A 23,708-nucleotide genomic window follows, 5' to 3' on the forward strand; every position below is an offset into this window, starting at 1 on the left:
TGCCCCCTACACCGATTCCAGGATCGCGACGACGCCCTGGCCGCCCGCCGCGCACACAGACACCAGGCCGCGGACGGGCCGGCCCTCCGCGTCCGCCTTGGCGTGCAGCATCTTGGCCAGCGAACTCACGATCCGTCCGCCGGTGGCGGCGAAGGGATGACCCGCCGCGAGCGAAGATCCGTTGACGTTGAGGCGTGAACGGTCGACGCTGCCGAACGCGCCGTCAAGCCCGAGACGGGTCCGGCAGAATTCCTCGTCCTCCCAGGCGGCCAGCGTGCTGAGGACCGTGGCGGCGAAGGCTTCATGGATTTCGAAGAAGTCGAAGTCTCCCAGTGTCAGGTTCTGCCTGGCCAGGAGCCGCGGCACGGCGAAGACCGGGGCCATCAACAGGCCATCCTTGCCGTGTACAAAGTCCACTGCTGCGGCTTCGGCGTCCACCACGGCGGCGAGTTTGGGCAGGTCGCGGGCATCGGCCCAGTCGTCGGAGGCAAGAAGGACGGTTGAGGCGCCGTCGGTCAACGGGGTGGAGTTGCCTGCTGTCATGGTGGCGCCGGCGCCCAGGTTCCTGCCGAACACCGGCTTCAGCGATGCCAGTTTTTCCAAGGAAGTATCAGCGCGGAGGTTGGCGTCCCGCGTCAGTCCCCGGTAGGGAGTCAGCAGGTCGTCGAAGAAGCCTGAATCATAGGCGGCTGCGAGGTTACGGTGGCTGTTCAGTGCCAGTTCGTCCTGCGCTTCGCGGGAAATCTGCCACTGCGCCGTGGTCAGCGCCTGGTGCTCCCCCATGGACAGGCCGGTGCGCGGTTCCGCGGTACCGGGTGCCAGCGGGGCCAGGTCCTTTGGCCGGAGGCGGCTCAGGATCTGGAGCCGCTGTGGAAGCGACTTGGCGCGGTTGAGGTCAAGGATGATGTCGCGGAGCCCCTCGCTGACCACCACGGGGGCATCAGAGGCTGAGTCCACGCCGCCGGCGATGGCGGAATCGATCTGTCCCAGCTTGATCTTGTTGGCCAGCCCCACCACGGTTTCGAGCCCGGTGGCGCATGCCTGCTGGAGGTCGTACACCGGGGTTTCGGCGGACAGTGCAGACCCCAGGACGGCTTCCCGGGTGAGGTTGAAGTCCCTGGAGTGCTTCAGGACGGCTCCTGCGGCAACCTGTCCGATCCGTTCGTCCTGGAGGCCGAACCGTGCGATCAGGCCGTCAAGGGCTGCGGTCAGCATGTCCTGGTTGGAGGACTTTGCGTAGGCGCCGCCGGCGCGCGCGAAGGGAATCCTGTTGCCGCCAACAATCACCGCCCTGCGCGGCGCAGAAACTGCTGGTCGAACTGATTCGTCAGGTGCTGGCGTGGACTGTCCGTCGATGGACATGGGTGGCTCCTCTGCTCACATGCGGTTATCGATACCCAGCGTACCTGATACGCTGGGTATCGTGAACTTCCACACTTCCAGCCTTCCGCTTACCGTCGAGCTCCCGCCTGCCGCCAGTTCAGACGGCCGCTCGGCACGCTGGCAGAGTCACCGCGAGGAACGCCGCCGGGAGCTGATCAAGCAGGCCCGCAGAGCGGTCCATGCCCTCGGAAGCGATGCGTCCATGGAGGAGATCGCCACCGCGGCAGGAACCTCCAAGTCTGTTTTCTACCGCTACTTCGGGGACAAAGCCGGCCTGCAACAGGCGGTGGGGGAAGTGGTCCTGAGCCAGATGCAGAACCGCATCAAGGAAGCCGCGCAGAGTGCCGTGACGCCGCGGGAAGGCTTGCTCGCGATGGTCTCGGCCTACCTGCAGATGGCGGACACCAGCCCCAGCGTCTATGCATTCGTCACCAGCTACACCCCCGCCGAGCCCACGGAACCCACGTCTCCCGCGACGTCGACCGGCGCCCTGGGCCACTTCTTCGATGCCATTGCGGACATGATCGCTGCGCCCATGCGCTCCCATCTGGGTGATGTGGGGGAAACGGTCATCGGATTCTGGCCCCGGGCCGCGATCGGCCTGGTACGGAACGCTGGAGAGCAATGGCTCAACACTCCGGACTCCCCCGCCAAGCCCAGCCAGGAAGCCATGGCCCGCCACATTACGGCGTGGCTGTGTGTTGGCATAGCACCCGAACTCACCCCCGCCCCACCGACCACCAAGTTATCCGCCAAAGAAGGACTGTGACATGACTGACGTAGTGGACCGCACCGCCCGAAAAGGGCTCCGCTCCCCGGCAACCCCGGCAGCCAACCCCGTAGCCGACTCCCCTGCACCCGCCGTCGACGTCGCGGCCCTGGGCCGGCACCTCCTGGGAAAGTGGGCCGATGTCCGGCTCCAAGCCCGGGACCTGGCTGCACGGCCGGAACTGCACAAGGTCGAGGGCCTGACACATACGGACCATCGCCAACGGGTATTCGGCCAGCTGCAATACCTCGTGGACAACAACGCCGTCCACCGCGCATTCCCGGCGGAACTGGGCGGCTCCGACGACCACGGCGGAAACATCGCCGGGTTCGAGGAACTCGTGGTGGCGGATCCTTCACTGCAGATCAAGGCCGGGGTCCAGTGGGGGCTGTTCGGGTCGGCCGTCATGCACCTGGGCACGGCCGAACACCACGCCAAGTGGCTGCCGGGCATCATGAGCCTGGCCATCCCCGGTTGCTTCGCCATGACGGAAACAGGGCACGGTTCTGATGTTGCCAGCATCGCCACCACGGCCACCTATGACCCGGATACCGAGGAATTCATCATCCACACCCCGTTCCGTGCAGCGTGGAAGGACTACATCGGCAACGCTGCCATGGACGGACTGGGAGCAGTGGTGTTCGCCCAGCTTGTCACCAGGGGAGTCAACCACGGCGTCCACGCACTCTATGTTGACCTCCGGGACCCGGACACCAAGGAGTTCCTGCCCGGCATCGGCGGCGAGGATGATGGCATCAAGGGCGGCCTGAACGGGATCGACAACGGCCGCCTGCACTTCACGAACGTCCGCGTCCCGCGCACCAACCTCCTGAACCGGTACGGCAACGTGGACGCCGATGGCGCCTACACGTCCCCCATTGCGAGTCCCGGCCGCCGCTTCTTCACGATGCTGGGAACGCTGGTCCAAGGGCGCGTGTCCCTGGACGGCGCTGCCGTTGCCGCGTCCAAGCTGGCGTTGAAGGCGGCCATCCAGTACGCCACCGAACGCCGCCAGTTCAACGCTTCGTCCCACACCGACGAGGAAGTCCTGCTGGACTACCAGCGGCACCAGCGGAGGCTTTTCACCCGCCTCGCCACCACCTATGCTGCCGGCTTTGCCCATGAACAGCTGCTGCAGAAGTTCGACGACGTCTTCTCCGGCGCGCACGACACCGACGCGGACCGCCAGGACCTCGAAACCCTGGCGGCGGCGCTCAAGCCACTGAGCACCTGGCACGCGCTGGATACCCTGCAGGAGTGCCGGGAGGCATGCGGCGGTGCCGGATTCCTGATCGAGAACCGGTTCGCCTCGCTCCGGGCCGACCTTGACGTCTACGCCACGTTCGAGGGCGACAACACCGTGCTGCTGCAGCTTGTGGCCAAGCGCCTGCTCGCCGACTACGCCAAGGAGTTCCGGAACGTGGACTTCGGCGTGCTGGCGCGCTACGTGGTAAACCAGGCGGCCGGCGCCGCGGTCCACCGCACCGGCCTGCGCCAGGTGGCGCAGTTCGTGGCGGACACCGGGTCGGTCCAGAAGGCTGCAATCGCCCTCCGCGACGAGGAAGGCCAGCGCGCGCTCCTGACCGACAGGGTGCAGACCATGGTGGCTGAGGCGGGTGCCGCACTCAAGGGCAGCAAGCGCCTCTCGCTGGACAAGGGCGCAGCCTTGTTCAACAGGCACCAGAACGAGCTTATCGACGCTGCCCAGGCACACGCCGAGCTGCTGCAGTGGGAGGCCTTTACCGAGGCGCTCCAGCAGGTGGCCGACCCGGGCACCAGGAAGGTCCTGACCTGGCTGCGGGACCTCTTTGGCCTGTCCCTGATCGAGAAGAATCTGTCCTGGTACCTCATGAACGGCCGCCTCTCCATGCAGCGGGCACGGACAGTGGGCGGCTACATCAACCGGCTGCTGGAGAGGATCCGTCCCCACGCCGTGGACCTGGTGGACGCTTTCGGCTACGGGGAGGACCATGTCCGCGCCGCCATCGCCACGGGTGCCGAAAAGGTGCGCCAGGACGAGGCCCGTGCGCACTTCCGGAATGAGCGTGCCAGTGGCCAGGCTCCGGTGGACGAGAAGGTCCTGATCGCTAAGACCGCGGCCGGCCGCAACGGCTGAGACACACGGGCCGCCCCCTCGGGTGGCATAACGACGACGGCGCCGCTCCCCTTCCACGGGGGCGGCGCCGGCGTCGTTTTCTGCGTGGAACGCTCAGCTGGTGGCGGGCAGCACCGAACGGTAGACCTCAAGGGTGGTCTCGGTGATGGATTCCCAGGAGAAGTGTTTTTCGGCACGTTCCCGGCCGGCCTGTCCCATGGCGCGGGCACGCTCGGGATCTGACACCACTTCGGTGAGCGCTGCTGCGAACTCCTTGACGAACTTCTCCGGATCCAGCGGCGTTCCGGTACCGTCGGTCACCTGCTCCAGGTCCACCAGGAGCCCGGTCGTGCCGTGCTCCACCACTTCGGGGATGCCGCCGGTGGCGCTGGCGACCACGGCTGCCCCGCAGGCCATCGCCTCGAGGTTGACGATTCCGAGGGGTTCGTAGATGGAGGGGCACGCGAACGCTGTGGCGTGGCTGAGCACCTGGATCAGCTCATGGCGCGGCAGCATCCGCTCGATGAGGACAACGCCCGTGCGCTGCTTCTGCAGGTCCTCGATCAGTGCGGCGGTTTCCGCTGCCAGCTCGGGGGTGTCGGCCGCGCCCAGGCACAGGACCAGCTGAACGTCGGCGGGAAGCTTCGCGGCGGCCCGCAGGAGGTAGGGGACGCCCTTTTGCCGCGTGTTTCTTCCCACAAAAACGACGCTTGGTTTGGCTGGATCGATGCCCAGGGCGCGGACGGCGTCGTCATTCTCGTCACGCTGCCACAGCGCAACATCGATGCCGTTGTGGACCACCCGGACCTTCTCCGGGTCCACGTTGGGGTAGCTGCGCAGGATGTCCTGCCGCATGCCCTCCGAAACGGCGATGATGGCGGCCGCAGCTTCGTACGCCGTCTTCTCCACCCAGGACGAAAGGGCGTAGCCACCGCCGAGCTGCTCAGCCTTCCAAGGACGCAGCGGCTCGAGGCTGTGGGCACTGAGAACGTGCGGAATTCCGTGAAGCAGCGACGCCAGATGCCCCGCCATGTTGGCGTACCAGGTGTGCGAATGGACCACGTCGGCGCCTTGGACATCCGGCACGATGCGGAGGTCCACGCCCAGGGTCTGGACCGCGGCATTGGCCCCGCCGAGGTCCTCCGGCACCTGGTAGGACGTCACCGTCGCCCCGTGGTAGTCAGCGTCGCGCGGCGCCCCGAAAGCACGAACCTGCAGGTCAACATGCTTACTAAGCACCCTGCTCAATTCGGCGACGTGCACCCCGGCGCCACCGTAGATCTCCGGCGGAAACTCTTTAGTCACAATGTCTATACGCACAAGACCCAAGGTAGTCCTTCACGCATAACTGTTCTAGTGTGAAGGAGTCCGGGTGCACCGGACTGTCTTGGGAGTTACGAAGGCGTACAGGAGCGACCACCATGCCGTTAAATAAGAAAGTCCTGGCCATTGTCCTCGCAGGCGGCGAGGGAAACAGGCTGATGCCACTGACGGCAGACCGGGCCAAACCCGCCGTCCCCTTTGCCGGCAGCTACCGCCTTATCGATTTCGCGTTATCCAACCTTGTGAATTCCCGCTACCTGCAGATCGTCGTCCTGACCCAGTACAAGTCGCACAGCCTTGACCGCCACATCTCCGAGACCTGGCGCATGTCCACCCAGTTGGGCAACTACATCGCTTCCGTTCCCGCCCAGCAGCGCGTGGGCAAGAGCTGGTTCCTTGGCAGCGCCAACGCCATCTACCAATCCCTGAACCTCATCCATGACGCCAACCCCGACATCGTCGTCGTGGTCGGCGCGGACCACGTCTACCGAATGGACTTCGCCCAGATGGTGGCCCAGCACGTCCACAGCGGCGCCAAGGCCACGGTCGCGGCCGTACGGCAGCCGCTGCACATGGCCGATCAGTTCGGCGTCATCGAAGTGGACCAGAACGACTCCCAGAAGATCGCCGCGTTCGTCGAAAAACCGGCCAGCACGCCGGGCCTGGCGGCGGACCCGTCCCAGTTCCTGGCCTCCATGGGCAACTACGTATTCGACGCTGACGCCCTGGTGGCAGCCCTGCATGTGGATGCCGAGCGGCTGGACACCAAACACGACATGGGCGGCGACATCATCCCCTACTTCGTCAACCGTGGTGAAGCAGGTGTCTACGACTTCACGCTCAACGACATTCCCGGCTCCACTGACCGTGACCGCACCTACTGGCGCGACGTGGGCACCATCGACTCCTTCTACGATGCCCACATGGACCTCATCTCCCCGATGCCGGTGTTCAACCTCTACAACTCCGAGTGGCCCATCTACACCCGGCAAAGCATCTCGCCGCCCGCGAAGTTCGTCCGGGGCGACAACAACACGGTGGGAACGGCCCTGGACTCGATCGTGGCCAGCGGCGTGGTCATCTCCGGCGGCATCGTTGAAGGCTCCGTCCTTTCCAACGACGTCTACGTGGCCACGAGCGCCAGGATCACGGACTCGGTCCTGATGGACAAGGTTCAGGTTGGAGCGGGCGCCGTGATCAACCGGGCCATCCTGGACAAGAATGTCAAGGTGCCGGCAGGGGCTGCCATCGGCCTGGACCCGGACCTGGACCGGGCGCGTGGTTTCAAGGTCACCGAATCCGGCATCACCGTCCTGGCCAAAGGCCAGCAGGTACCGGAACCCGGCGACGACGAACGGCAGCTGGCCGCCCAACACCTGGGGCTCATGCCAAACGCCGTCAAGGCTGCGGCTGACCGGTACCCCGAGGTCCGCGAGACCGTGGGCAAGGTGGCCGGGACGCACGCGGCCGCCGCGGCGCAGGCCTCACCGGACGGCGCCAGGGTGTCCTGACCTAGTACTGACGGCAAGAGCATACGGCGCGGGCCGGAGCACCTGGACGGTCCTTCGGCCCGCGCCGTACGCTGTAAAATTTGGCTAATGAGCTCCCCCGATCTGACCCCTGAGGAAATCCAGGCCTGCCTCAAGGTCCTGAATACGATCCACGCGTACGACGAGGAGCACCCCGACTACGTTTCGGTGCGCCGCGCCACCGGCAAGATGTTCAAGGCCGTCAAGCGCCACCGCAGGGTCACCAAGCGCGATTCCATTGCCGAAGCCGACCGGGCAGTCATCGCCCAGACCGCCACCGCTGCCCCGGACCGGATCGACGACGAAACCCGCGGCAACAAACTGGCTCCGTCCGCCACCGGAAACATCGCCGGCCACCTCATCCGGTCACGTCCGTGCTACATCTGCAAGCAGCATTACACCCAGGTGGATGCCTTCTACCACCAGCTCTGCCCCGAATGCGCGGCCTTCAGCCACAGCAAGCGCGACGCACGCGCTGACCTCACCGGCCGGCGTGCGCTGCTCACCGGCGGCCGCGCCAAGATCGGGATGTACATCGCCCTCCGGCTGCTCCGGGACGGTGCCCATACCACCATCACCACCCGCTTCCCCAAGGACGCCGCCCGCCGGTTCGCCGCCATGGAGGACAGCGCCGACTGGCTGCACCGGCTCCGGATCGTCGGCATCGACCTCCGTGATCCGGCCCAGGTGATGGCATTGACCGATTCGCTGGACGAGGCCGGGCCGCTGGACATCATCATTAACAACGCGGCCCAGACCGTCCGCCGGTCAGGCAACGCCTACAAGCCGCTGGTGGATGCCGAGGATGAGCCGTTACCCCCGGCCCTGGAACACGCCAACGGTGGTCCCGAGTTGCTGACCTTCGGCCACGCCCATGACAAGCACCCCCTGGCCCTGGCCGGCAGCGTGACCGAACACCCGGTCCTGGCCGGCGATGCGATCACGTCGCTCGCCCTGTCCACCGGTTCGGCGTCACTGGAACGGATTGCGTCCGGGACGGCCATCGACGCCGGGGGGCTGGTCCCGGACCTGGCCACCATCAACAGCTGGACCCAGGTGGTGGACGAAGTGGATCCGCTGGAAATGCTCGAAGTCCAGCTCTGCAACGTCACGGCCCCGTTCCTGCTGGTCAGCCGCCTTCGCGGGGCCATGAAACGGTCCACGGCGCGACGAAAGTACATCGTGAACGTCTCCGCCATGGAAGGCCAGTTCTCCCGGGCCTACAAGGGACCGGGACACCCGCACACCAATATGGCCAAGGCAGCGCTGAACATGATGACCCGCACCAGCGCCCAGGAGATGCTGGACACCGACGGCATCCTGATGACGGCCGTGGACACCGGGTGGATCACCGACGAACGGCCCCACTTCACCAAGGTCCGGCTCATGGAGGAAGGCTTCCACGCTCCCCTGGACCTGGTGGACGGCGCGGCCCGCGTCTATGATCCGATCGTCATGGGCGAAAACGGTGAGGACCAGTACGGTGTCTTCCTCAAGGACTACAAGCCCAGCCCCTGGTGATGGGCGTATGCTCACGGCATGAGCAACGAGTCATCAACCCAAGTGGAGAACCTGGAACACCACGATTGCTGGGCATTGCTGCGGACCGTCTCCGTGGGCAGGCTCGCGGTACTGGTGGACGGGCGGCCGGACATTTTTCCGGTCAACTACACAGTGGACGGGGGCACCCTGGTGTTCCGCACCGGCCAGGGCACCAAGCTCTCCGCCGCAACCGGTGAGGACGCCGCCGTCGCCGTGGAGGCAGACGGCGTGGACCCGGCCACTGGCCTGGCGTGGAGCGTGGTGATCAAGGGGACCGCCGCACTGGTCACCAGCACCGAGGAGGTCCTCGATACCTCCCGCCTCTACCTGTTCCCCTGGCAGGCAGGACGCAAGGATGCGTTCGTGCGCGTCACCCCGGAGTCCATGACCGGGCGCCGCTTCAAAGTCACCGATCCGATGACCTGGTGGACGCAGATCAGCAGTTCGGCCAGGTCAGCACCGGAATAGGACGACGCCGGCACCTCCCCCGGCCGCGAGGGCCGGGGGCGCCGTGGTCAGGCGAGCTGGGTGATCTCGACGCTTACGTTGAGGGCGGACCCGCCACCGCCGGACAGGATGCCCTTCAGCGGAGGCACGTCCCGGTAGTCCCGGCCACGCGCCACCGTGACGTGGAAGTCCCCGGCCGGTTTGTGGTTGGTGGGGTCCCAGCTGCGCCAGTCCCCGTCCCACCATTCCAGCCAGGCGTGCGACTGCCCGGCCACGGTTTCGCCGATCCCGGCACTGGACCGCGGGTGCAGGTAGCCGGAAACATACCGGGCCGGAATGCCGCAGCTCCGCAGTGCACCGATGGCAAGGTGGGCCAAGTCCTGGCAGACACCCTGGCGCTGGCCCCAGGCCTCTTCCGCATTGGTGGTGACGGCGGTGGAGCCGGACATATACGTCATCTCGCCCCGCATCCAAGCAAAGACCGCCATGGCCGCCTCGTGCGGGTTCTTGCCGGCCACCACGCCGGGAACGATGCCCAGGACTTCCTCACCGGGGTCGCTCAGCCGGGACTGCGGCAGCCAGTCGCTGAACGTGTTCAGGGTGTCCGGCGACGCCAGGACGTCCCAGCCCACGATGTCCGCCTCGGTGGGGATCTTTTCCGCCCGGTGCACCTCCACAGTGATGTTGGAGACCACTTCGAGGTGGTCGTGCGGCATCTGCATGTCAAAGGCCGTCACCCGGGTGCCCCAGTAGTCACGGTAGGTGCTGACGGCTGCCTGGGACGGGGACACCTTGACCACGGATTCCAGCACTACCTGCTGGGAGTCCGTCAGCGGTGTCATCCGGGCTTCGTTGTAGGACAGCGTTACCCGCTTGTTGTACTTGTAGGCCGTCCTGTGGACGATGCTCAACCGGGTCATGACACTTCTCCCACCCAGGCAAGTTCGTCCGCCTGATTGAAGTACTTACGGGAAATGGCATCCGAGGCCTGGGAAACCGCCTTCTGCACCCGCTCCATGTGCTCTGGCAGTTCGGACATGAGGTCATCCGTCCGATGGAACTCGAGGAAGGTCCGGGCCTGGCCAACGATGCGGCGGGCGTCGTTGATGAAGCCAACCCGCTGCGCGGACGGATCCAGCTTGGCAAGGCACTCGTCGGCGTCGCGCAGCGCGTAGACAATCGACCGCGGGAACAACCGGTCCAGGAGCAGGAATTCGGCCGCGTGCTGGTCGCCGAACGCTGCCCGCCGGGTCCGCAGGAACGATTCGTAGGCACCGGCGCAGCGGAGCATGTTGACCCAGGACATGCCCGCAGAGAGCACGTCGCGGGTCGAGAGCATCCGGGCCGTCATGTCGGCGCGTTCCAGGGATCGGCCCAGGACCAGGAAGAGCCAGCTTTCGTCGTGGCTGACCGTGGTGTCGGCCAGGCCGCTGACCATGGCCGTCCGCTCCAGGGTCCAGTTGCAGAAGCGGTATGTGCCCACCACATCCTTGCGGTGCTGGCTGAGCCCGTAGTACGTGGTGTTCAGGCTCTCCCACAAACCGGACGAGACGGTTTCCCTTGCACGGCGGGCGTTTTCCCGGGCTGCCCCGAGGGACCCGGCGATGGACGTGGCGCTCGTCTTGTCGTAGGCCAGGGCGTGCAGCAGTTCGGGCAGGCCAAAGTCTTCGCTTTGCGGCCGGGCTCCCATTACCGCCAGGAGTTCCTGGGCAACGCTTCGGCGTTCCTCCATCGGGAGGTGGTTCAGGCGCTCCAGGTGCACGTCGAGGATGCGGGCGGTGCCGTCCGCCCGCTCCACATAGCGGCCGATCCAAAACAAGGACTCGGCAATACGGCTAAGCATTCGCGGCTACCTCCTGCGCGTCCGGAACGTTGAAAGAAAAATGCCCGACGGCGGCGCGGCTCACTGCTGCTGCTCCGACTGGCGGTCCCGCCAGTTGCTTTCCACGGGCCACACGGAGACCCGCTCGCGGACCGTGACCGACTGGCGGGGAACAGTTTCCACCGGCATCTGGGGTGAATCGGCGAGGACCCAGGTGTCCTTGGATCCGCCGCCCTGGCTGGAATTGACGATCAGGGACCCTTCCTTCAGCGCCACCCGGGTGAGCCCGCCGGGGAGCACCCAGACATTCTCGCCGTCGTTCACGGCAAAGGGCCTCAGGTCCACGTGCCGGGGACCGAATTTGTCCCCGCCGAGGGTGGGAACGGTGGATAGCTGCAGCACGGGCTGGGCGATCCAGCCGCGCGGATCTGCGATGATCCGCTGGCGGAGGGCGTCCAGTTCATCTTTGGAAGCGTCCGGGCCGATGACCAGTCCTTTGCCGCCGGACCCGTCCACCGGCTTGACCACCAGTTCGGCAAGGTTGTCCAGGGTGTACTCCCTGGCCTCCTTCTCCTCGAGGCGGAAGGTGTCCACGTTCGCGATGATGGGTTCCTCGCTGAGGTAGTAGCGGATCAGGTCAGGGACGTAACTGTAAACCAGTTTGTCGTCCGCCACGCCATTGCCCACGGCATTGGCGATGGTGACACCGCCGGCGCGGGCGGCGTTGACCAGGCCGGGGCAGCCGAGCATGGAATCGGAGCGGAATTGCAGCGGGTCCAGGAAGTCGTCGTCGATCCGCTTGTAGATGACGTCCACGCGCTGTTCGCCCGCGGTGGTGCGCATGTAGACACGGTTGCCGCGGCAGATGAGGTCGCGGCCTTCCACCAGCTCCACGCCCATGAGCCCGGCCAGGAGCGTGTGCTCGAAGTAGGCGCTGTTGAACACGCCGGGGGTGAGGACGACGACGGTGGGGTCGTCGACGCCGGCCGGCGCGGTCTTGCGCAGGGCCGAGAGCAGCCGGCGGGGATACTCCTCGACGGGCCTGATGAGCTGCTGGCCGAAGGCTTCGGGCAGGCCCTTGGCCATCGCGCGCCGGTTCTCCAGCACATAGCTCACGCCGGAGGGAACACGCACGTTGTCCTCCAGGACGCGGAACGTGCCGGCGGCGTCGCGGACGACGTCGATGCCGGAAATGTGGACCCGGACCCCGCCGGCCGGTTCAAAGCCGTGGACCTGGCGGTGGAAGTGTGCACTGGTGGTCACGAGCTGGCGCGGGATGACGCCGTCGGAGACCACCGTCATCTTGTCGTAGACGTCGTTCAGGAAAGCCTCGAGGGCGCGCACACGCTGGGCGACGCCGCGCTCCAGGACGCTCCACTCGGCGGCCGGGATGACGCGGGGAACGATGTCCAGCGGAAAGGGCCGTTCCTCGCCCGCGTAGTCGAACGTGACACCGCGGTCCAGGAAGGTGCGGGCCATCGAATCCGCGCGCGCACTCACGTCCGCCAGCGAGAGCTTCCGGAGGGCGTCCGCCACCTGCCCGTACGAGTCCCTGGCCTGCTGGCCGGGGGCGAACATCTCGTCGTAGGCCCCGGTGCGGCCCGCGGCCTCGGAGTAATCCTGGAATAGGTCTGACATGTCCAATAGCCAACCATCTTTTTGTTTCGAATTCATTACTGCCATCCATTCTGGCGTGTTGGCACCGATGGCCCGGTTCGTACTTTACGGGCCTCTTCGGGCACAGTAGGTGAGTGCCAGACAGCAGAAGCCTCCCAGCGCCGGGCCACGGCGGTTCCCGTCGCCCGCTGGTCCGGCTCATGGCAGGCTTACTGACCGCGGCAGCCGCCGTTGCCGCCGCGTTTCTCGTGCACGGACTGGTTCCTGCCCTGCCGGCCATGACCGTTGCCGTGGTCCTGGGCGTCCTCGCCGCCAACCTGCCGGGATCGGGAGCGTGGACGGCCGGCCGTGCCCGGCCGGGTCTGGATTTCGCCGGCAAGCACCTGATGCGCGGCGGGATCGTGGTCCTGGGCCTGAAGGTCAGCGTCATGGACGTCCTGGGCCTGGGCTGGCCGGCGCTGGTCCTGATCGTGGGCGTCGTGGCTGCCAGTTTCGGCGGGACCTACGCGATCTCCCGCCTGTTCCGCCTGCCGCCGGTGACAGCGCTGCTGGTGGCCACCGGGTTCTCCATCTGCGGCGCCTCGGCAATCGGCGCCATGGCCGCCGTCCGCCGCATCCGGCACGCGGATACGGTCCTGCCGGTGGCCCTGGTGACCCTCTGCGGAACCCTGGCCATTGGTGTCCTTCCCCTGCTTTCCCATCCGCTGGGGCTTTCCGCGGCCGTCTTCGGCGCCTGGACGGGTGCCTCGGTGCACGACGTCGGCCAGGTGGTGGCCACGGCGCAAACCGCCGGCACCGCGGCGCTGGCGATCGCCGTCGTCGTCAAGCTCACCCGGGTCCTGCTGCTGGCCCCGGTTGCCGCGCTGGCGGGGGCGCACCACCGCAGCGGCGCCCGGCCCCCGGCCGGGCCGGACGGTTCCACCGCGAAAAGGCCGCCGCTGGTGCCGTTGTTTGTCCTGGGGTTCGTTGCCATGGTGGCGCTCCGGTCAACGGGTTGGCTGGGTCCCGGCTGGCTCGAGGCCGGTGCCACCCTGCAGGACATCCTCCTGGGCGCAGCCTTGTTCGGGCTGGGCTCCGCGGTGCGGATCCGCACCCTGCTGCACACGGGCGGGCCGGCGCTCCTCGCGGCCCTCGCCTCCTGGCTCCTGATTGCCGTGCTGGGCCTCGCAGCCGCCTTCGTGATCGCGGGCTGAGTCAATCAAACGGCACCATGATTAGATAGCCGGGTGTCACATGAGAATCTGCAGCGCCGCGAAGCCGCTGAACGTTCAGTCCTGATCAGCACCACCAGTTACGACATCTCGCTGGATGTGCGGCAAGCGGCGGATCCGGCCGTCGCAGGGTACACGAGCCGCAGCGTCATCAACTTCACGGCTTCAGAGCCCGGCGCCAGCACGTTCCTGGATTTCATCGGCGGCGAAGTGCACAGCGTGTTCCTCAACGGCAAGGGCCTGCCGGTGGCGGAGGTGGTGGATGGCGCCCGGATCCGGCTGGACAACCTGCGGGCCGAGAACCAGGTGACCGTTACCGGCACGGCGTTGTACAGCCGCTCGGGCGAAGGCATGCACCGCTTCGTGGATCCGGCCGACGGCCAGTGCTACCTCTACACCCAGTACGAGCCGGCCGACGCCCGCCGGGTCTTCGCCAACTTCGAGCAGCCGGACCTCAAAGCCGCCTACACCTTCCATGTGACGGCGCCGGCCCACTGGCAGGTGGCATCCAACGGGGCAGAGGTGAACCGCACCCTGCTCACCAGCGATCCGGCGACCGCCCGGTGGGACTTCGCCACCACGCTGCCCCTGTCCACGTACATCACCACGGTCCTCGCCGGCCCCTACTTCAAGGCAGAAGACCGCTGGGAGGCAACGCTCGACGACGGCACCCGCCTGGACGTGCCGCTCGCCCTCTACTGCCGGGCGTCCATGGCGGCGTCCTTTGACCCGGAGGCGCTGTTCGGGCTCACCAAGGCAGGCCTGGACTTCTTCAACCGCCTCTTCGACTTCCCCTACCCTTGGGGGAAGTACGACCAGGCATTCGTGCCCGAGTACAACCTGGGCGCCATGGAAAATCCCGGCCTGGTCACCTTCACGGAAAGCTACGTCTTCACGTCCCGCGCCACGGATGCGCAGTACCAAGCCCGGGCCAACACCCTGATGCACGAGATGGCGCACATGTGGTTCGGCGACCTGGTGACCATGCAGTGGTGGGACGATCTTTGGCTCAAGGAGTCGTTCGCCGACTACATGGGCACCCTGGGCGTGGACCAGGCCACCGGCTGGGACACCGCCTGGGTCAACTTCGCCAACAAGCGCAAGGCCTGGGCCTATGTGCAGGACCAGCTCCCCACTACCCACCCGATCGTGGCGGACATCCCCGACCTCGAAGCCGCCAAGCAGAACTTCGACGGCATTACCTACGCCAAGGGCGCCTCGGTGCTGAAGCAGCTGGTTGCCTACGTCGGCTTTGACGCCTTCATCGCCGGATCACGGGAGTATTTCCGCAACCACGCCTATGGAAACACCACGCTGGCCGATCTCCTCGAGGCCCTCCAGGCCGCTTCCGGCCGGGATTTGACCGGTTGGGCCCACCAGTGGCTGCAGACCTCCGGGATCTCCACCTTGTCCCTTGAAGTAGGCGCCGGCGGTTCCGACGACGGCCTGCCGGCAGGGGTGGCCATCGTCCAGGAAGCAGTGGACCCGGCCACCGGACGCGAAGAGCTGCGGCCGCACCGCCTCCGGGTCGGCTCCTACGATTTCGACGGCGAGGGCGCGCTGGTCCGTACCAAGAGCTTTGAGACCGACGTGGCGGGCGCCAGGACGGAACTCCCCCAGCTTGCCGCACAGCCACGGCCCGCCCTCATCCTGGTCAACGATGACGACCTGACGTACGCCAAGGTACGGCTGGACCCGGACTCCCTGGCGACTGTCCGCGCCGCCCTGGACCGGATCACCGACCCCATGGCCCGCGCCCTCTGCTGGACGGCCTTGTGGAACTCTGCCCGCGACGCGCAAAGCCCAGCCGCCCTCTATGTGGACGCCGTAGCCGCGTTTGCCCCCGCCGAGACCGGAATCGGCGTCCTGTTGAACGTCCTCGACAACGCGGCCACCGCCGTCGAACACTATGTCCCGCCGGCAGCCAGGGACTCGGTCCGCGCGTCCTTCCTCGCCACCGCGGCAACCGAACTGGACCGGGCCACACCGGGTTCGGACCAGCAACTGGCCTGGGCGCGGACCTTGGCGGGCTTCAGCAGGCACGATCCCGCCCTGCTCCCGCGGCTCCGCGGCCTGCTGGACGGCTCAGCTCCCGTGCCAGGCCTGGCCGTCGACGCTGAACTGCGCTGGCAACTGTGGCACGCGCTGGCCGCCAACGGACAGGCCACCGCCACCGAACTCGATGCCGAACTCGCCCGGGACACCACGGCCTCCGGCCGCGCCGGCCACGCAACGGCGATGGCGGCCCGTCCCGAAGCCCACGTGAAAGCGGCAGCCTGGGACGCCGCCGTGAAGAAAGACGAGCTTTCCAACCAGCTGCTGTCAGCCACCATCAATGGTTTCAGCACGGCACCGGCACAGTTGCTTGACCCGTACGTCGGCCCGTACTTCGATTGCCTGCGGACCGTTTGGGCTGAGCGGAGCATCGAAATCGCCAGCCGGATCGTGCGCGGGCTCTACCCGTCAACGCAGAACTTGGCGCAGGGCGCGGCTCCTGAACAGCATGCAGTGGTCCGGCGGACGGATGACTGGCTGGCGGCCAACGGGGATGCACCGCGAGCCCTGCGCCGGATCATCATCGAACAGCGAAGCCACCTGGTGCGGGCGCTCAAGGCGCAGGCCGCCGGCGTTTCGTCATCGGTCGGCGGGTAACCGCCGTGAGGCTACGGAACGCGGTAGAGCCACTCCTCGGTGCCGAATTTCGCAGCCACGCGTTCCTCGGCGGCTGCGAGCTCGTGCCCGGCCAGCTGTGACGGGGCGGCCCCGTAGCGCTCGCTGAACACCTCGATCATGGCTTCGATGATCGCCATCCGGGCAAGGCCCGTCTGCCGGCGGAGCGGATCGACGCGCTTCTTTGCGCTGCGGGTGCCCTTGTCAGAGAGTTTTTCCTTGCCGATCCGCAGCACCTCGACCATCTTGTCGGCGTCGATGTCATAGCTCATGGTCACGTGGTGCAGCATTCCCCCGTTGGCCAGGCGTTTTTGCGCGGCGCCGCCGATCTTTCCCTGATCCGTGGCGATGTCGTTGAGGGGGACGTAGAAGGCGTTGATACCGAGCTTCTCCAGTGCCGCCATGACCCAGGCGTCCAGGAACGGGTAGGAGTCGGCGAAGCTCAGCCCGTCCACCAGCGTCTGTGGCAGGTAGAGCGAGTACGTGATGCAGTTGCCGGCTTCCATGAACATCGCGCCGCCGCCGCTGATCCGCCGGACCACGTTGATGCCGTGCTTGGCCACGCCGTCGGGATCCACCTCGTTCTGGACGGACTGGAAGCTGCCGATCACCACGGACGGTTCCTGCCAGTCCCAGAACCGGAGGGTGGGAGTCCGCTTCCCCGCTCCGACGGCCTCGGTGAGAACCTCGTCCAGGGCAACGTTGATTTCCGTGGGGAGCACCGTTGGCGCAATGACGTTCCAGTGGTGGTCCGTCCAGGAGGTCGCCTTGGCAAGCGCGCGGCGGACCGTCACGGCCACGGCGTAGGCCGAAAAGCCGAACAGGACGGCCCCGGCCGGGAGGGCGGCCGTGACGGCAGCAGCAAGGTCCGCGGCCGTCGTCGTCTCCGGCAGTCCGGTCAATGCCCGGTTGATGTCTTCCAGGGCTTCGTCGGGTTCGAGGAAGAAGTCGCCGCTGACGGAGACCTCCGCCAGAGCCCCGTCCTCGACGGAAAGGTCGACCACGACGAGCTTGCCGCCGGGGACCTTGTATTCGCCGTGCAGTCGCGGGGTGCCGGCAGGATCAGTGGCAGGAAAGGGCTGGCTCATGCTTCCCATCCTGCCCCAAAAAACGGGTGCACGGTTAAAGCAGAACGCCCGCACCGTTTCCGGTGCGGGCGTCCAGCAACAAGCTTGGGCGAAGGAATTACTTCTTGCCGCCGAAGCCCTTGAAGCGAGCGTTGAAGCGCTCGACGCGGCCTGCGGAGTCCATGATGCGCTGCTTGCCCGTGTAGAACGGGTGGGACTCGGACGAGATTTCGACGTCGATGACCGGGTAGGTGTTGCCGTCTTCCCACTCGATGGTCTTGGAGGAAGACACGGTGGAGCGGGTCAGGAACTTCGTGCCGGAGGCCAGGTCGTTGAAGACAACAGCTTCGTACTTCGGGTGGGTATCAGACTTCATAATTGGACCTTTGTTCGCGCAACTGGATTTTGCCAGTTGCCAGGTATGAATGGGATGGCTGGGATCTGTCGGATCAGCCGAAGCTGAAAAAGCAGGACAACCAGCTATCCATCATAGACCAAGCCGAGGGGGCTGACGAACCGGCGCCCCTGCGAAGGTGCAGGTCACCCCCGTGCGCGCAACTCCCAGAACGCCACGGCTGAGGCCGCGGCCACATTGAGGGAAGGGTAAAGAACCGCCCGCTCAACTGCAGTCAGCCGAGTAGCGCTACGCCGAATTCAGCGACGACGGCCCGCAGTTCCCCGAGGTAGCGCTGCGCTTGGTCGGTGAGCGGAATCGCGGCGTGGCCAATCCAGCCGATTTCGATGCGTTCGTCAACGTCGAGCGGGATGGCGACGATCTCCGGGTCGAGCTGCCCACTGATGATTCCCGTCGAAATCGTGTAGCCGTGGAGCCCGATCATGAGGTTGAAGATCGTCGCACGGTCAGAGACCCGGATCTCCTGCTTACTGGACAAGGTGGAGAGAATCTCCTCGGCGAAGTAAAAGGAGTTGTTCGCACCTTGATCGAAGGTCAGCCGCGGCAAGGCGGCAAGGTCTTCCAGGGTCGCCCGCTCTTTTGAGGCGAGCGGGTTGTTCCGTGAAATGAAGATGTGCGGATCGGCGAGGAACAGCGGAGAGAACGCAAGCCCGGATTCGCGGAGCAGCTTGTCGATGATCTTCCGGTTGAAATCGTTCCGGTAGAGGATGCCTATCTCGCTGCGGAGCGTCCGGACGTCCTCGATGATGTCCCAAGTGCGGGACTCACGCAGCGAGAACTCGTATTCGGCCACCTCAGTGGCCTTAACCATCCGGACGAAGGCGTCCACCGCGAACGAGTAATGCTGCGTTGACACCCCAAGCAGGCGTCGCCGCGGTGGCCTACCAAGGTAGCGCTGCTCGAGGAGAGCGAACTGCTCGACGACCTGCCTCGCGTAGCCGAGGAACTCTACTCCGTCGGCGGTGAGGGTGACCCCGCGGGCGGAGCGAACCAGGAGCGCACGGCCCACCCTGGCCTCAAGGTCCTTCATCGCGGCGGACATCGTCGGCTGCGCGACGTAGAGAAGATCGGCAGCCGCGGAGATCGACCCCTCAGCTGCAACTTCTATGAAGTAGCGCAGTTGCTGCAGGGTCAATCCGCTCGTTATCTGAGGCATAGGCAAATTCTATATGAATGCATAACCGCCACTAGTTACTTGATACCCCTCGGAAGGTTGCAGCATGGATGCATCCCCTTCGGAAAGGCCGTCTCCGGCCCATCAACGGATTGGCAGCACATGGCAGACGACTTCACCTTCAGCATTACCACGACCCGCTTCGACGAGGACTACTCCCCGTCGGAAGGATCCCGGATCACGACGAACTTCGCCAACCTGGCGCGGGGCGAGCACCGTCAGGAGAACCTCCGCAACGCCTTGACCATGATTCGGCGCCGTTTCAACGATCTCGCAGACTGGGACAACCCGGATCGGGACCGCTACGCGCTCGAGCTTGAGATCGTTTCCGTGCAGATACAGTTCACCGCGGACGGCACGGATCAGCAGTTCCCGCTGTTCGAGGTTCTCGATATCCAGATCGTCGACCTGCTGAACGGGGTCCGCCACCAAGGGATCGTCGGCAACAACTTCTCCTCCTACGTCCGAGACTTCGACTTCAGCGTCGTACTGCCAGCGGCAGCCGGGGACTCAGGCAAGCCCACAGTGCCCGAGGACTTCGGCGATCTTCACGGCAAGCTGTTCCAGCACTTCCTCGATTCCCCGGCATACCGGGAGCGCTTCCCGCAGCCGCCAGTGGTGTGCATCAGCGTCTCCACAAGCAAGACGTACCGGCGAACGGAGAACCGCCACCCGGTCCTGGGCGTCGAGTTCCAGCAGGACGAGTTCTCGCTGACGGATGCGTACTTCGCAAAGATGGGGCTGCAGGTGCGCTACTTCATGCCACGCGGCAGCGTTGCGCCGCTCGCCTTCTATTTCCGCGGCGACCTGCTCAACGACTACTCCAACCTGCAGCTCATCGGCACCATCAGCGCCATGGAGACGTTCCAGAAGATCTACCGCCCGGAGGTCTACAACGCGAACTCCGCCGCCGCCCACGTTTACCAGCCGAGCCTGTGCGAGCAGGATTACTCGCGGACCCAGATCGCTTACGACCGCGTCGAGCGCGGTCAGCTCGCGATCACGCAGGCGAAGTACACGGAGGAGCACTTCATCAAGCCCCACAAGGATCTATTGGACCAGTGGACCGCCAACTACCCCGCCCTCGTCAACTGACCCACGGAGAATCGTCAATCATGAACACACTTTTGCCCACCACCGTCGTCGGTAGCCTGCCGAAACCATCGTGGCTCGCACAGCCGGAGACTCTTTGGTCCCCGTGGAAGCTGGAGGGAGAAGCGCTGCTCGAGGGCAAACAGGATGCCCTGCGCATCGCCATCCACGAGCAGAGCCTGCGCGGCATCGACATCGTCAGCGACGGCGAGCAAACCCGCCAGCACTTCGTCACGACCTTCATCGAGAATCTCAGCGGGGTCGACTTTGAACAACGCAAGACCGTGCGCATCCGCGACCGCTACGACGCAAGCGTACCGACCGTCGTCGGACCGGTGCGCCGCGAGCGGCCGGTATTCGTCGACGACGCAAAGTTCCTCCGCGCGACCACTGACCGGCCGATCAAATGGACTCTTCCCGGTCCAATGACGATGGTGGATACGCTCTACGATGACCACTACAAGAGCCGCGAGAAACTGGCCTGGGAGTTCGCCACGATCCTGAACCAGGAGGCGAAAGAACTCGAAGCGGCCGGCGTTGACATCATCCAGTTCGACGAGCCCGCGTTCAATGTCTTCCTCGATGAGGTCAAGGATTGGGGCGTGGCTGCGCTTGAGAGAGCCGCAGAAGGACTGCGCGCTGAGACCGCCGTGCATATCTGCTACGGCTACGGGATCAAGGCGAACAATGACTGGAAGGCGACGCTCGGCTCACAGTGGCGGCAGTACGAGGAAACGTTTCCGCTCCTGCAGAACTCCAGCATCGACATCATCTCGCTGGAATCCCAGAACTCTCACGTGCCCATGGACCTCATCGAGCTCCTCCGCGGCAAGAAAGTCATGCTCGGGGCAATCGACGTCGCAAGCGAGACCATCGAGACCCCGGAGGAGGTCGCCAACACCCTCCGCATGGCCCTCCAGTTCGTCGATGCGGACAAGCTCATCCCCAGCTCCAACTGTGGCATGGCACCGTTCCCCCGGGACGTCGCACTGGCCAAGCTGAGTGCCCTCAGCGCAGGGACGAACATCATTCGCGAGGAACTCGCCCGCTCCGCCCCCAAGGTGTCATAAGGATGTTCCATGCTTACCCCACGGACACATGGCTCGAGGCTCCGACGCAAAGCTTCCCGTCCTCCCTCTCCGCCGACGAATTCAAAGCACTGTTCCGTGGCCATCCGGGAGGTGTCGCCGTCATCACGGCCGATGCCGGCGAAGGACCGGTGGCACTGACGGTATCTTCGGTCGTGTCAGTGAGTGCGGAACCTCCGTTGATGATCTTCTCGGTCTCGGCACTGTCCTCTGCGTCCGAAGTACTTTCCCGCGCCGAAACCGTCGTCGTGCACCTGCTGGACGCGCTCGACGTCGACTTGGCGAAGTTTGGAGCGACCCCCGGCGCCGACCGCTTTGACCAGACGCACCGCTGGTCGCCCCTTGCAACCGGCGAAGCGGTGTATGAGGATGTCCGCGCCTGGGTGCGCTGCGCCGTCATCGATCGCATGGAGGTGGGCACATCCACCATCATCGCCGTTCACGCCCTGGAGTCCCGCGTGCTGCGTGACGTCCAAGCGGGCGAACCCGGCGACGCCCTGGTCTACTACAACCGTTCATGGCACCGTCTGGGCGAGCATTCCAAGCTTGAAGCCTGATTGACGATGACACCGTTGCCCAGTTGGGCGAGACAACGTTCACGATCCGGAACGGCAAGGGCCGGGACGACCTTGCCGGCCATTCCGTGATTGCACGTCGACGCTACGATGGCGCCCCGGCCACCGGCGCAAATTCCATCTAAAACCACCAACAAGCATGTCCGAGGGGCGGTCATAGAGACCTCCCCTCACGATGAAAGATCCCTTAGACCATGACATCAGCTGTAGCCAGCTCAGGTACCAAAACCGCCTCTACCCCACAAGAAAATGCGTCGTCTCCGGAAAAGTTCCGACTGATGCTCATGATGGCCCTAACGCTCGTTACAGGTGTGGTTGACGCGGTCGGCTACCTTGGACTTGATCACGTCTTCACCGGAAATATGACCGGCAACGTGGTGATTCTTGCGATGGCGTTAGCCGGGGCGGCGAACCTGCCAACTTTGGGCCCACTGGTAGCACTTGGTGCCTTTCTCCTTGGCGCGGCGGTTGCCGGATCTACGCTCCAGTCAAGCCCGAAAGGCTGGAACCGCCGGGTGACGCTCCTTCTCACAGCGGGTTGTATCGCGTTGACGGGAACCGCCGCCATCTCTCTCATCGTGGAAGACGTCGGCCGGCAGTCCATTGGTGTCATTGTGGCCGCCGTTATCGCCATGCACATGGGCTCCCAAGCCCTGATTGCGCGGCATTTGGGCGTACGAGACATGACCACAGTGGTCATTACTTCCACCATGACTTCCCTCGCCGGAGAGTCACTTGTGGGCAAGCAACGGCCCCGGTTGCTCAACCGACGGCTGGGCGCTGTCCTGGCCATGTTCGCCGGGGCCGCCAGCGGAGTACTCCTGCTGCAAATCCATTTCAGCGTCCCGATCGGCCTCGGCGTCACCATCACCGCCGCTGTGACGATCCTGGGGAGTCGCCGCTGGCATTGATGCGGTGCATCCCCCGGCGCATCAATGCCGGCTCTTCATGCTCCTGACGCCGCGGTAGGGGCGGGGGCGTCACGCTCAGCCCCTACTTGGTCGCGTAGAAGGCGACCGCCGACGAGGCGGCCACGTTGAGGGAGTCGACGCCGTTCATCATCGGAATGGTCACGCGCGCGTCGAGCACCTGATCAGTCTCAGGCCTCAGCCCCTCTCCCTCCGTGCCGAAGACCAGGGCCAGGTTCGGGTGATCCTGGGCGACCAGCTCATCGAGTGTGATGGCACCTTGGCCGAGCGACATGCCGGCGACGAAGTAGCCTGCGTCCTTGAGTACCTCAAGGTCACCAGGCCACGACTCGATTCTGGTCCAGGGCACTTGGAACACAGTCCCCATCGACACCCGGATGGAGCGTCGGTAGAGCGGGTCGGCGCACTGCGGAGAGACCAGGACAGCGTCGACGCCAATGGCTGCGGCGCTGCGGAAAATCGCCCCAACGTTTGTATGGTCGGTAAGGTTCTCCAGGACCGCGATCCTTGATCGTCCCGGCGTACGAGCTCGATCAGGCTCTTGGATTTTGCGACCACTCACGTTGGTGTGGTCCGCGGTGTCCTCCAGCACGGCCACGCGGCGTGCACCGGCGAGGAGCTCCGGCAGGGGCACCGGGGCCGGGCGCTGCATCGCCGCCATCGCGCCGCGGTGGAGGTGGAAACCGGTGATTTCCTCCAGCAACGCGGCCGAGCCAATGTAGGCGGGAACGTCAGGGTAGGCCTGGAAGACGTCGTCGAGGTCCGCCATCCACTTCTCTGCTAGGAAGAAAGAGCGCGGCGCATGGCCTGCCGCCAGGGCGCGGCGGAGCACCCGCGACGATTCGGCGATATACATCCCCTCGGCAGGCTCGCGGAGCTTGCGCAGGTGGACATCGGTGAGCGTGGTGTAGTCGCTTACGCGCGGGTCATCAGCGGATTCGAGGTAGTGGAAGGTCACCG

Annotated in this window: 20 protein-coding genes and 1 pseudogene; 11 read left to right on the plus strand and 10 right to left on the minus strand. The window is 65.5% G+C overall.

Translation table 11 applies throughout. From position 1 onward, the window contains the following. Nucleotides 1-6: 6 nt before the first annotated feature. Nucleotides 7-1,362 (minus strand): acetyl-CoA C-acetyltransferase, encoded by a 1,356-nt coding sequence (locus QRM96_RS01645; RefSeq protein ID WP_018761316.1) that lies wholly within the window; start codon nucleotides 1,360-1,362, stop codon nucleotides 7-9. A 61-nt stretch (nucleotides 1,363-1,423) separates the two neighbouring features. Here QRM96_RS01645 and QRM96_RS01650 point away from each other — a divergent pair, with 61 nt between their 5' ends. Together QRM96_RS01650 and QRM96_RS01655 are read left to right on the plus strand one after the other, a co-directional pair. Next, on the plus strand, nucleotides 1,424-2,152 hold the full coding sequence (locus QRM96_RS01650) for a TetR/AcrR family transcriptional regulator (protein WP_285318096.1): 729 nt from the start codon (nucleotides 1,424-1,426) through the stop codon (nucleotides 2,150-2,152). Nucleotide 2,153: 1 nt separating this feature from the next. Further along, nucleotides 2,154-4,268 (plus strand): acyl-CoA dehydrogenase family protein, encoded by a 2,115-nt coding sequence (locus QRM96_RS01655; RefSeq protein WP_285318097.1) that lies wholly within the window; start codon nucleotides 2,154-2,156, stop codon nucleotides 4,266-4,268. 93 nt (nucleotides 4,269-4,361) lie between these two features. Here the strand turns inward: QRM96_RS01655 and glgA are convergent, their stop codons facing one another. Continuing rightward, nucleotides 4,362-5,567: a glycogen synthase gene (glgA, locus tag QRM96_RS01660; protein ID WP_026264462.1), complete on the minus strand. Its 1,206-nt coding sequence runs from the start codon at nucleotides 5,565-5,567 to the stop codon at nucleotides 4,362-4,364. A gap of 101 nt (nucleotides 5,568-5,668) precedes the next feature. Between glgA and glgC the strand changes: the two genes are divergently transcribed. The 3 genes from glgC to QRM96_RS01675 all read left to right on the plus strand — a co-directional run bounded on the left by glgC (nucleotide 5,669) and on the right by QRM96_RS01675 (nucleotide 9,109). Next, the gene (gene glgC, locus QRM96_RS01665; RefSeq protein ID WP_018761312.1) at nucleotides 5,669-7,081 is read left to right on the plus strand and encodes a glucose-1-phosphate adenylyltransferase; all 1,413 of its coding nucleotides are present in this window, start codon (nucleotides 5,669-5,671) and stop codon (nucleotides 7,079-7,081) included. Nucleotides 7,082-7,168: 87 nt separating this feature from the next. Beyond that, complete coding sequence (locus QRM96_RS01670) at nucleotides 7,169-8,620, plus strand: SDR family NAD(P)-dependent oxidoreductase (protein WP_133831539.1); 1,452 nt, start codon at nucleotides 7,169-7,171, stop codon at nucleotides 8,618-8,620. Nucleotides 8,621-8,638: 18 nt separating this feature from the next. After that, nucleotides 8,639-9,109 (plus strand): pyridoxamine 5'-phosphate oxidase family protein, encoded by a 471-nt coding sequence (locus QRM96_RS01675; protein ID WP_026264461.1) that lies wholly within the window; start codon nucleotides 8,639-8,641, stop codon nucleotides 9,107-9,109. 47 nt (nucleotides 9,110-9,156) lie between these two features. Here the strand turns inward: QRM96_RS01675 and QRM96_RS01680 are convergent, their stop codons facing one another. From QRM96_RS01680 to QRM96_RS01690, 3 genes are read right to left on the minus strand one after another with little or no spacing between them, the layout of a single operon-like run. Next, entirely contained in the window at nucleotides 9,157-10,008 is an 852-nt protein-coding gene (locus tag QRM96_RS01680) for a transglutaminase family protein (RefSeq protein ID WP_285318098.1), read from the minus strand. After that, complete coding sequence (locus QRM96_RS01685) at nucleotides 10,005-10,931, minus strand: alpha-E domain-containing protein (RefSeq protein WP_018761308.1); 927 nt, start codon at nucleotides 10,929-10,931, stop codon at nucleotides 10,005-10,007. The genes QRM96_RS01680 and QRM96_RS01685 overlap by 4 nt, the downstream gene beginning before the upstream one ends. 60 nt (nucleotides 10,932-10,991) lie before the next feature. After that, the gene (locus QRM96_RS01690) at nucleotides 10,992-12,548 is read right to left on the minus strand and encodes a circularly permuted type 2 ATP-grasp protein (RefSeq protein ID WP_018761307.1); all 1,557 of its coding nucleotides are present in this window, start codon (nucleotides 12,546-12,548) and stop codon (nucleotides 10,992-10,994) included. 179 nt (nucleotides 12,549-12,727) lie between these two features. Between QRM96_RS01690 and QRM96_RS01695 the strand changes: the two genes are divergently transcribed. Both QRM96_RS01695 and pepN read left to right on the plus strand, forming a co-directional pair. Continuing rightward, entirely contained in the window at nucleotides 12,728-13,720 is a 993-nt protein-coding gene (locus QRM96_RS01695; RefSeq protein ID WP_285318100.1) for a YeiH family protein, read from the plus strand. Between the two features lie 33 nt (nucleotides 13,721-13,753). Next, nucleotides 13,754-16,390 (plus strand): aminopeptidase N, encoded by a 2,637-nt coding sequence (gene pepN, locus QRM96_RS01700; protein ID WP_285318102.1) that lies wholly within the window; start codon nucleotides 13,754-13,756, stop codon nucleotides 16,388-16,390. Nucleotides 16,391-16,401: 11 nt separating this feature from the next. Here pepN and lplAB read toward each other — a convergent pair whose 3' ends face one another. The 4 genes and pseudogenes from lplAB to QRM96_RS01715 form a co-directional block, all read right to left on the minus strand. Next, nucleotides 16,402-17,496, minus strand: a complete 1,095-nt coding sequence (gene lplAB / locus QRM96_RS01705) for a lipoate-protein ligase LplAB (RefSeq protein ID WP_285318104.1) — start codon at nucleotides 17,494-17,496, stop codon at nucleotides 16,402-16,404. Nucleotides 17,497-17,593: 97 nt separating this feature from the next. Beyond that, complete coding sequence (locus QRM96_RS01710; RefSeq protein ID WP_018761303.1) at nucleotides 17,594-17,851, minus strand: type B 50S ribosomal protein L31; 258 nt, start codon at nucleotides 17,849-17,851, stop codon at nucleotides 17,594-17,596. Nucleotides 17,852-18,015: 164 nt separating this feature from the next. Further along, a pseudogene (locus QRM96_RS21055) lies at nucleotides 18,016-18,120 on the minus strand (TrmH family RNA methyltransferase); the annotation flags it as partial. Next, nucleotides 18,105-19,046: a LysR family transcriptional regulator gene (locus QRM96_RS01715; RefSeq protein WP_285318105.1), complete on the minus strand. Its 942-nt coding sequence runs from the start codon at nucleotides 19,044-19,046 to the stop codon at nucleotides 18,105-18,107. The pseudogene QRM96_RS21055 and the gene QRM96_RS01715, both read right to left, overlap by 16 nt. Nucleotides 19,047-19,166: 120 nt before the next feature. Between QRM96_RS01715 and QRM96_RS01720 the strand changes: the two genes are divergently transcribed. From QRM96_RS01720 to QRM96_RS01735, 4 genes are all read left to right on the plus strand, one after another. Then, nucleotides 19,167-20,159 carry a DUF1852 domain-containing protein gene (locus QRM96_RS01720; RefSeq protein WP_285318106.1) on the plus strand — a complete coding sequence of 331 codons (993 nt, stop codon included), beginning with the start codon at nucleotides 19,167-19,169 and terminating at the stop codon, nucleotides 20,157-20,159. A gap of 20 nt (nucleotides 20,160-20,179) precedes the next feature. Beyond that, on the plus strand, nucleotides 20,180-21,226 hold the full coding sequence (locus tag QRM96_RS01725; protein ID WP_285318107.1) for a methionine synthase: 1,047 nt from the start codon (nucleotides 20,180-20,182) through the stop codon (nucleotides 21,224-21,226). Nucleotides 21,227-21,228: 2 nt separating this feature from the next. Further along, nucleotides 21,229-21,801 (plus strand): flavin reductase family protein, encoded by a 573-nt coding sequence (locus QRM96_RS01730; protein ID WP_285318108.1) that lies wholly within the window; start codon nucleotides 21,229-21,231, stop codon nucleotides 21,799-21,801. A gap of 212 nt (nucleotides 21,802-22,013) precedes the next feature. Then, entirely contained in the window at nucleotides 22,014-22,730 is a 717-nt protein-coding gene (locus QRM96_RS01735) for a YoaK family protein (RefSeq protein WP_285318110.1), read from the plus strand. Between the two features lie 82 nt (nucleotides 22,731-22,812). Here the strand turns inward: QRM96_RS01735 and QRM96_RS01740 are convergent, their stop codons facing one another. Next, a complete protein-coding gene (locus tag QRM96_RS01740) occupies nucleotides 22,813-23,706 on the minus strand; it encodes a TrmH family RNA methyltransferase (RefSeq protein WP_285318111.1) in 894 nt (297 codons plus the stop codon). Nucleotides 23,707-23,708: the final 2 nt, after the last annotated feature.

This window comes from Pseudarthrobacter sp. lyk4-40-TYG-27 (assembly GCF_030209295.1).
Classification (GTDB): domain Bacteria; phylum Actinomycetota; class Actinomycetes; order Actinomycetales; family Micrococcaceae; genus Arthrobacter.

What these genes read in the sequence shown, in the direction of transcription:
- QRM96_RS01645 (WP_018761316.1), bottom strand. Translation starts at nt 1,362, where the DNA reads ATGTCCATCGACGGACAGTCCACGCCAGCACCTGACGAATCAGTTCGA.
- QRM96_RS01655 (WP_285318097.1), top strand. Translation starts at nt 2,154, where the DNA reads ATGACTGACGTAGTGGACCGCACCGCCCGAAAAGGGCTCCGCTCCCCG.
- glgC (WP_018761312.1), top strand. Translation starts at nt 5,669, where the DNA reads ATGCCGTTAAATAAGAAAGTCCTGGCCATTGTCCTCGCAGGCGGCGAG.
- QRM96_RS01670 (WP_133831539.1), top strand. Translation starts at nt 7,169, where the DNA reads ATGAGCTCCCCCGATCTGACCCCTGAGGAAATCCAGGCCTGCCTCAAG.
- QRM96_RS01675 (WP_026264461.1), top strand. Translation starts at nt 8,639, where the DNA reads ATGAGCAACGAGTCATCAACCCAAGTGGAGAACCTGGAACACCACGAT.
- QRM96_RS01680 (WP_285318098.1), bottom strand. Translation starts at nt 10,008, where the DNA reads ATGACCCGGTTGAGCATCGTCCACAGGACGGCCTACAAGTACAACAAG.
- QRM96_RS01685 (WP_018761308.1), bottom strand. Translation starts at nt 10,931, where the DNA reads ATGCTTAGCCGTATTGCCGAGTCCTTGTTTTGGATCGGCCGCTATGTG.
- QRM96_RS01690 (WP_018761307.1), bottom strand. Translation starts at nt 12,548, where the DNA reads ATGTCAGACCTATTCCAGGATTACTCCGAGGCCGCGGGCCGCACCGGG.
- QRM96_RS01695 (WP_285318100.1), top strand. Translation starts at nt 12,728, where the DNA reads ATGGCAGGCTTACTGACCGCGGCAGCCGCCGTTGCCGCCGCGTTTCTC.
- lplAB (WP_285318104.1), bottom strand. Translation starts at nt 17,496, where the DNA reads ATGAGCCAGCCCTTTCCTGCCACTGATCCTGCCGGCACCCCGCGACTG.
- QRM96_RS01710 (WP_018761303.1), bottom strand. Translation starts at nt 17,851, where the DNA reads ATGAAGTCTGATACCCACCCGAAGTACGAAGCTGTTGTCTTCAACGAC.
- QRM96_RS01715 (WP_285318105.1), bottom strand. Translation starts at nt 19,046, where the DNA reads ATGCCTCAGATAACGAGCGGATTGACCCTGCAGCAACTGCGCTACTTC.
- QRM96_RS01720 (WP_285318106.1), top strand. Translation starts at nt 19,167, where the DNA reads ATGGCAGACGACTTCACCTTCAGCATTACCACGACCCGCTTCGACGAG.
- QRM96_RS01725 (WP_285318107.1), top strand. Translation starts at nt 20,180, where the DNA reads ATGAACACACTTTTGCCCACCACCGTCGTCGGTAGCCTGCCGAAACCA.
- QRM96_RS01730 (WP_285318108.1), top strand. Translation starts at nt 21,229, where the DNA reads ATGTTCCATGCTTACCCCACGGACACATGGCTCGAGGCTCCGACGCAA.
- QRM96_RS01735 (WP_285318110.1), top strand. Translation starts at nt 22,014, where the DNA reads ATGACATCAGCTGTAGCCAGCTCAGGTACCAAAACCGCCTCTACCCCA.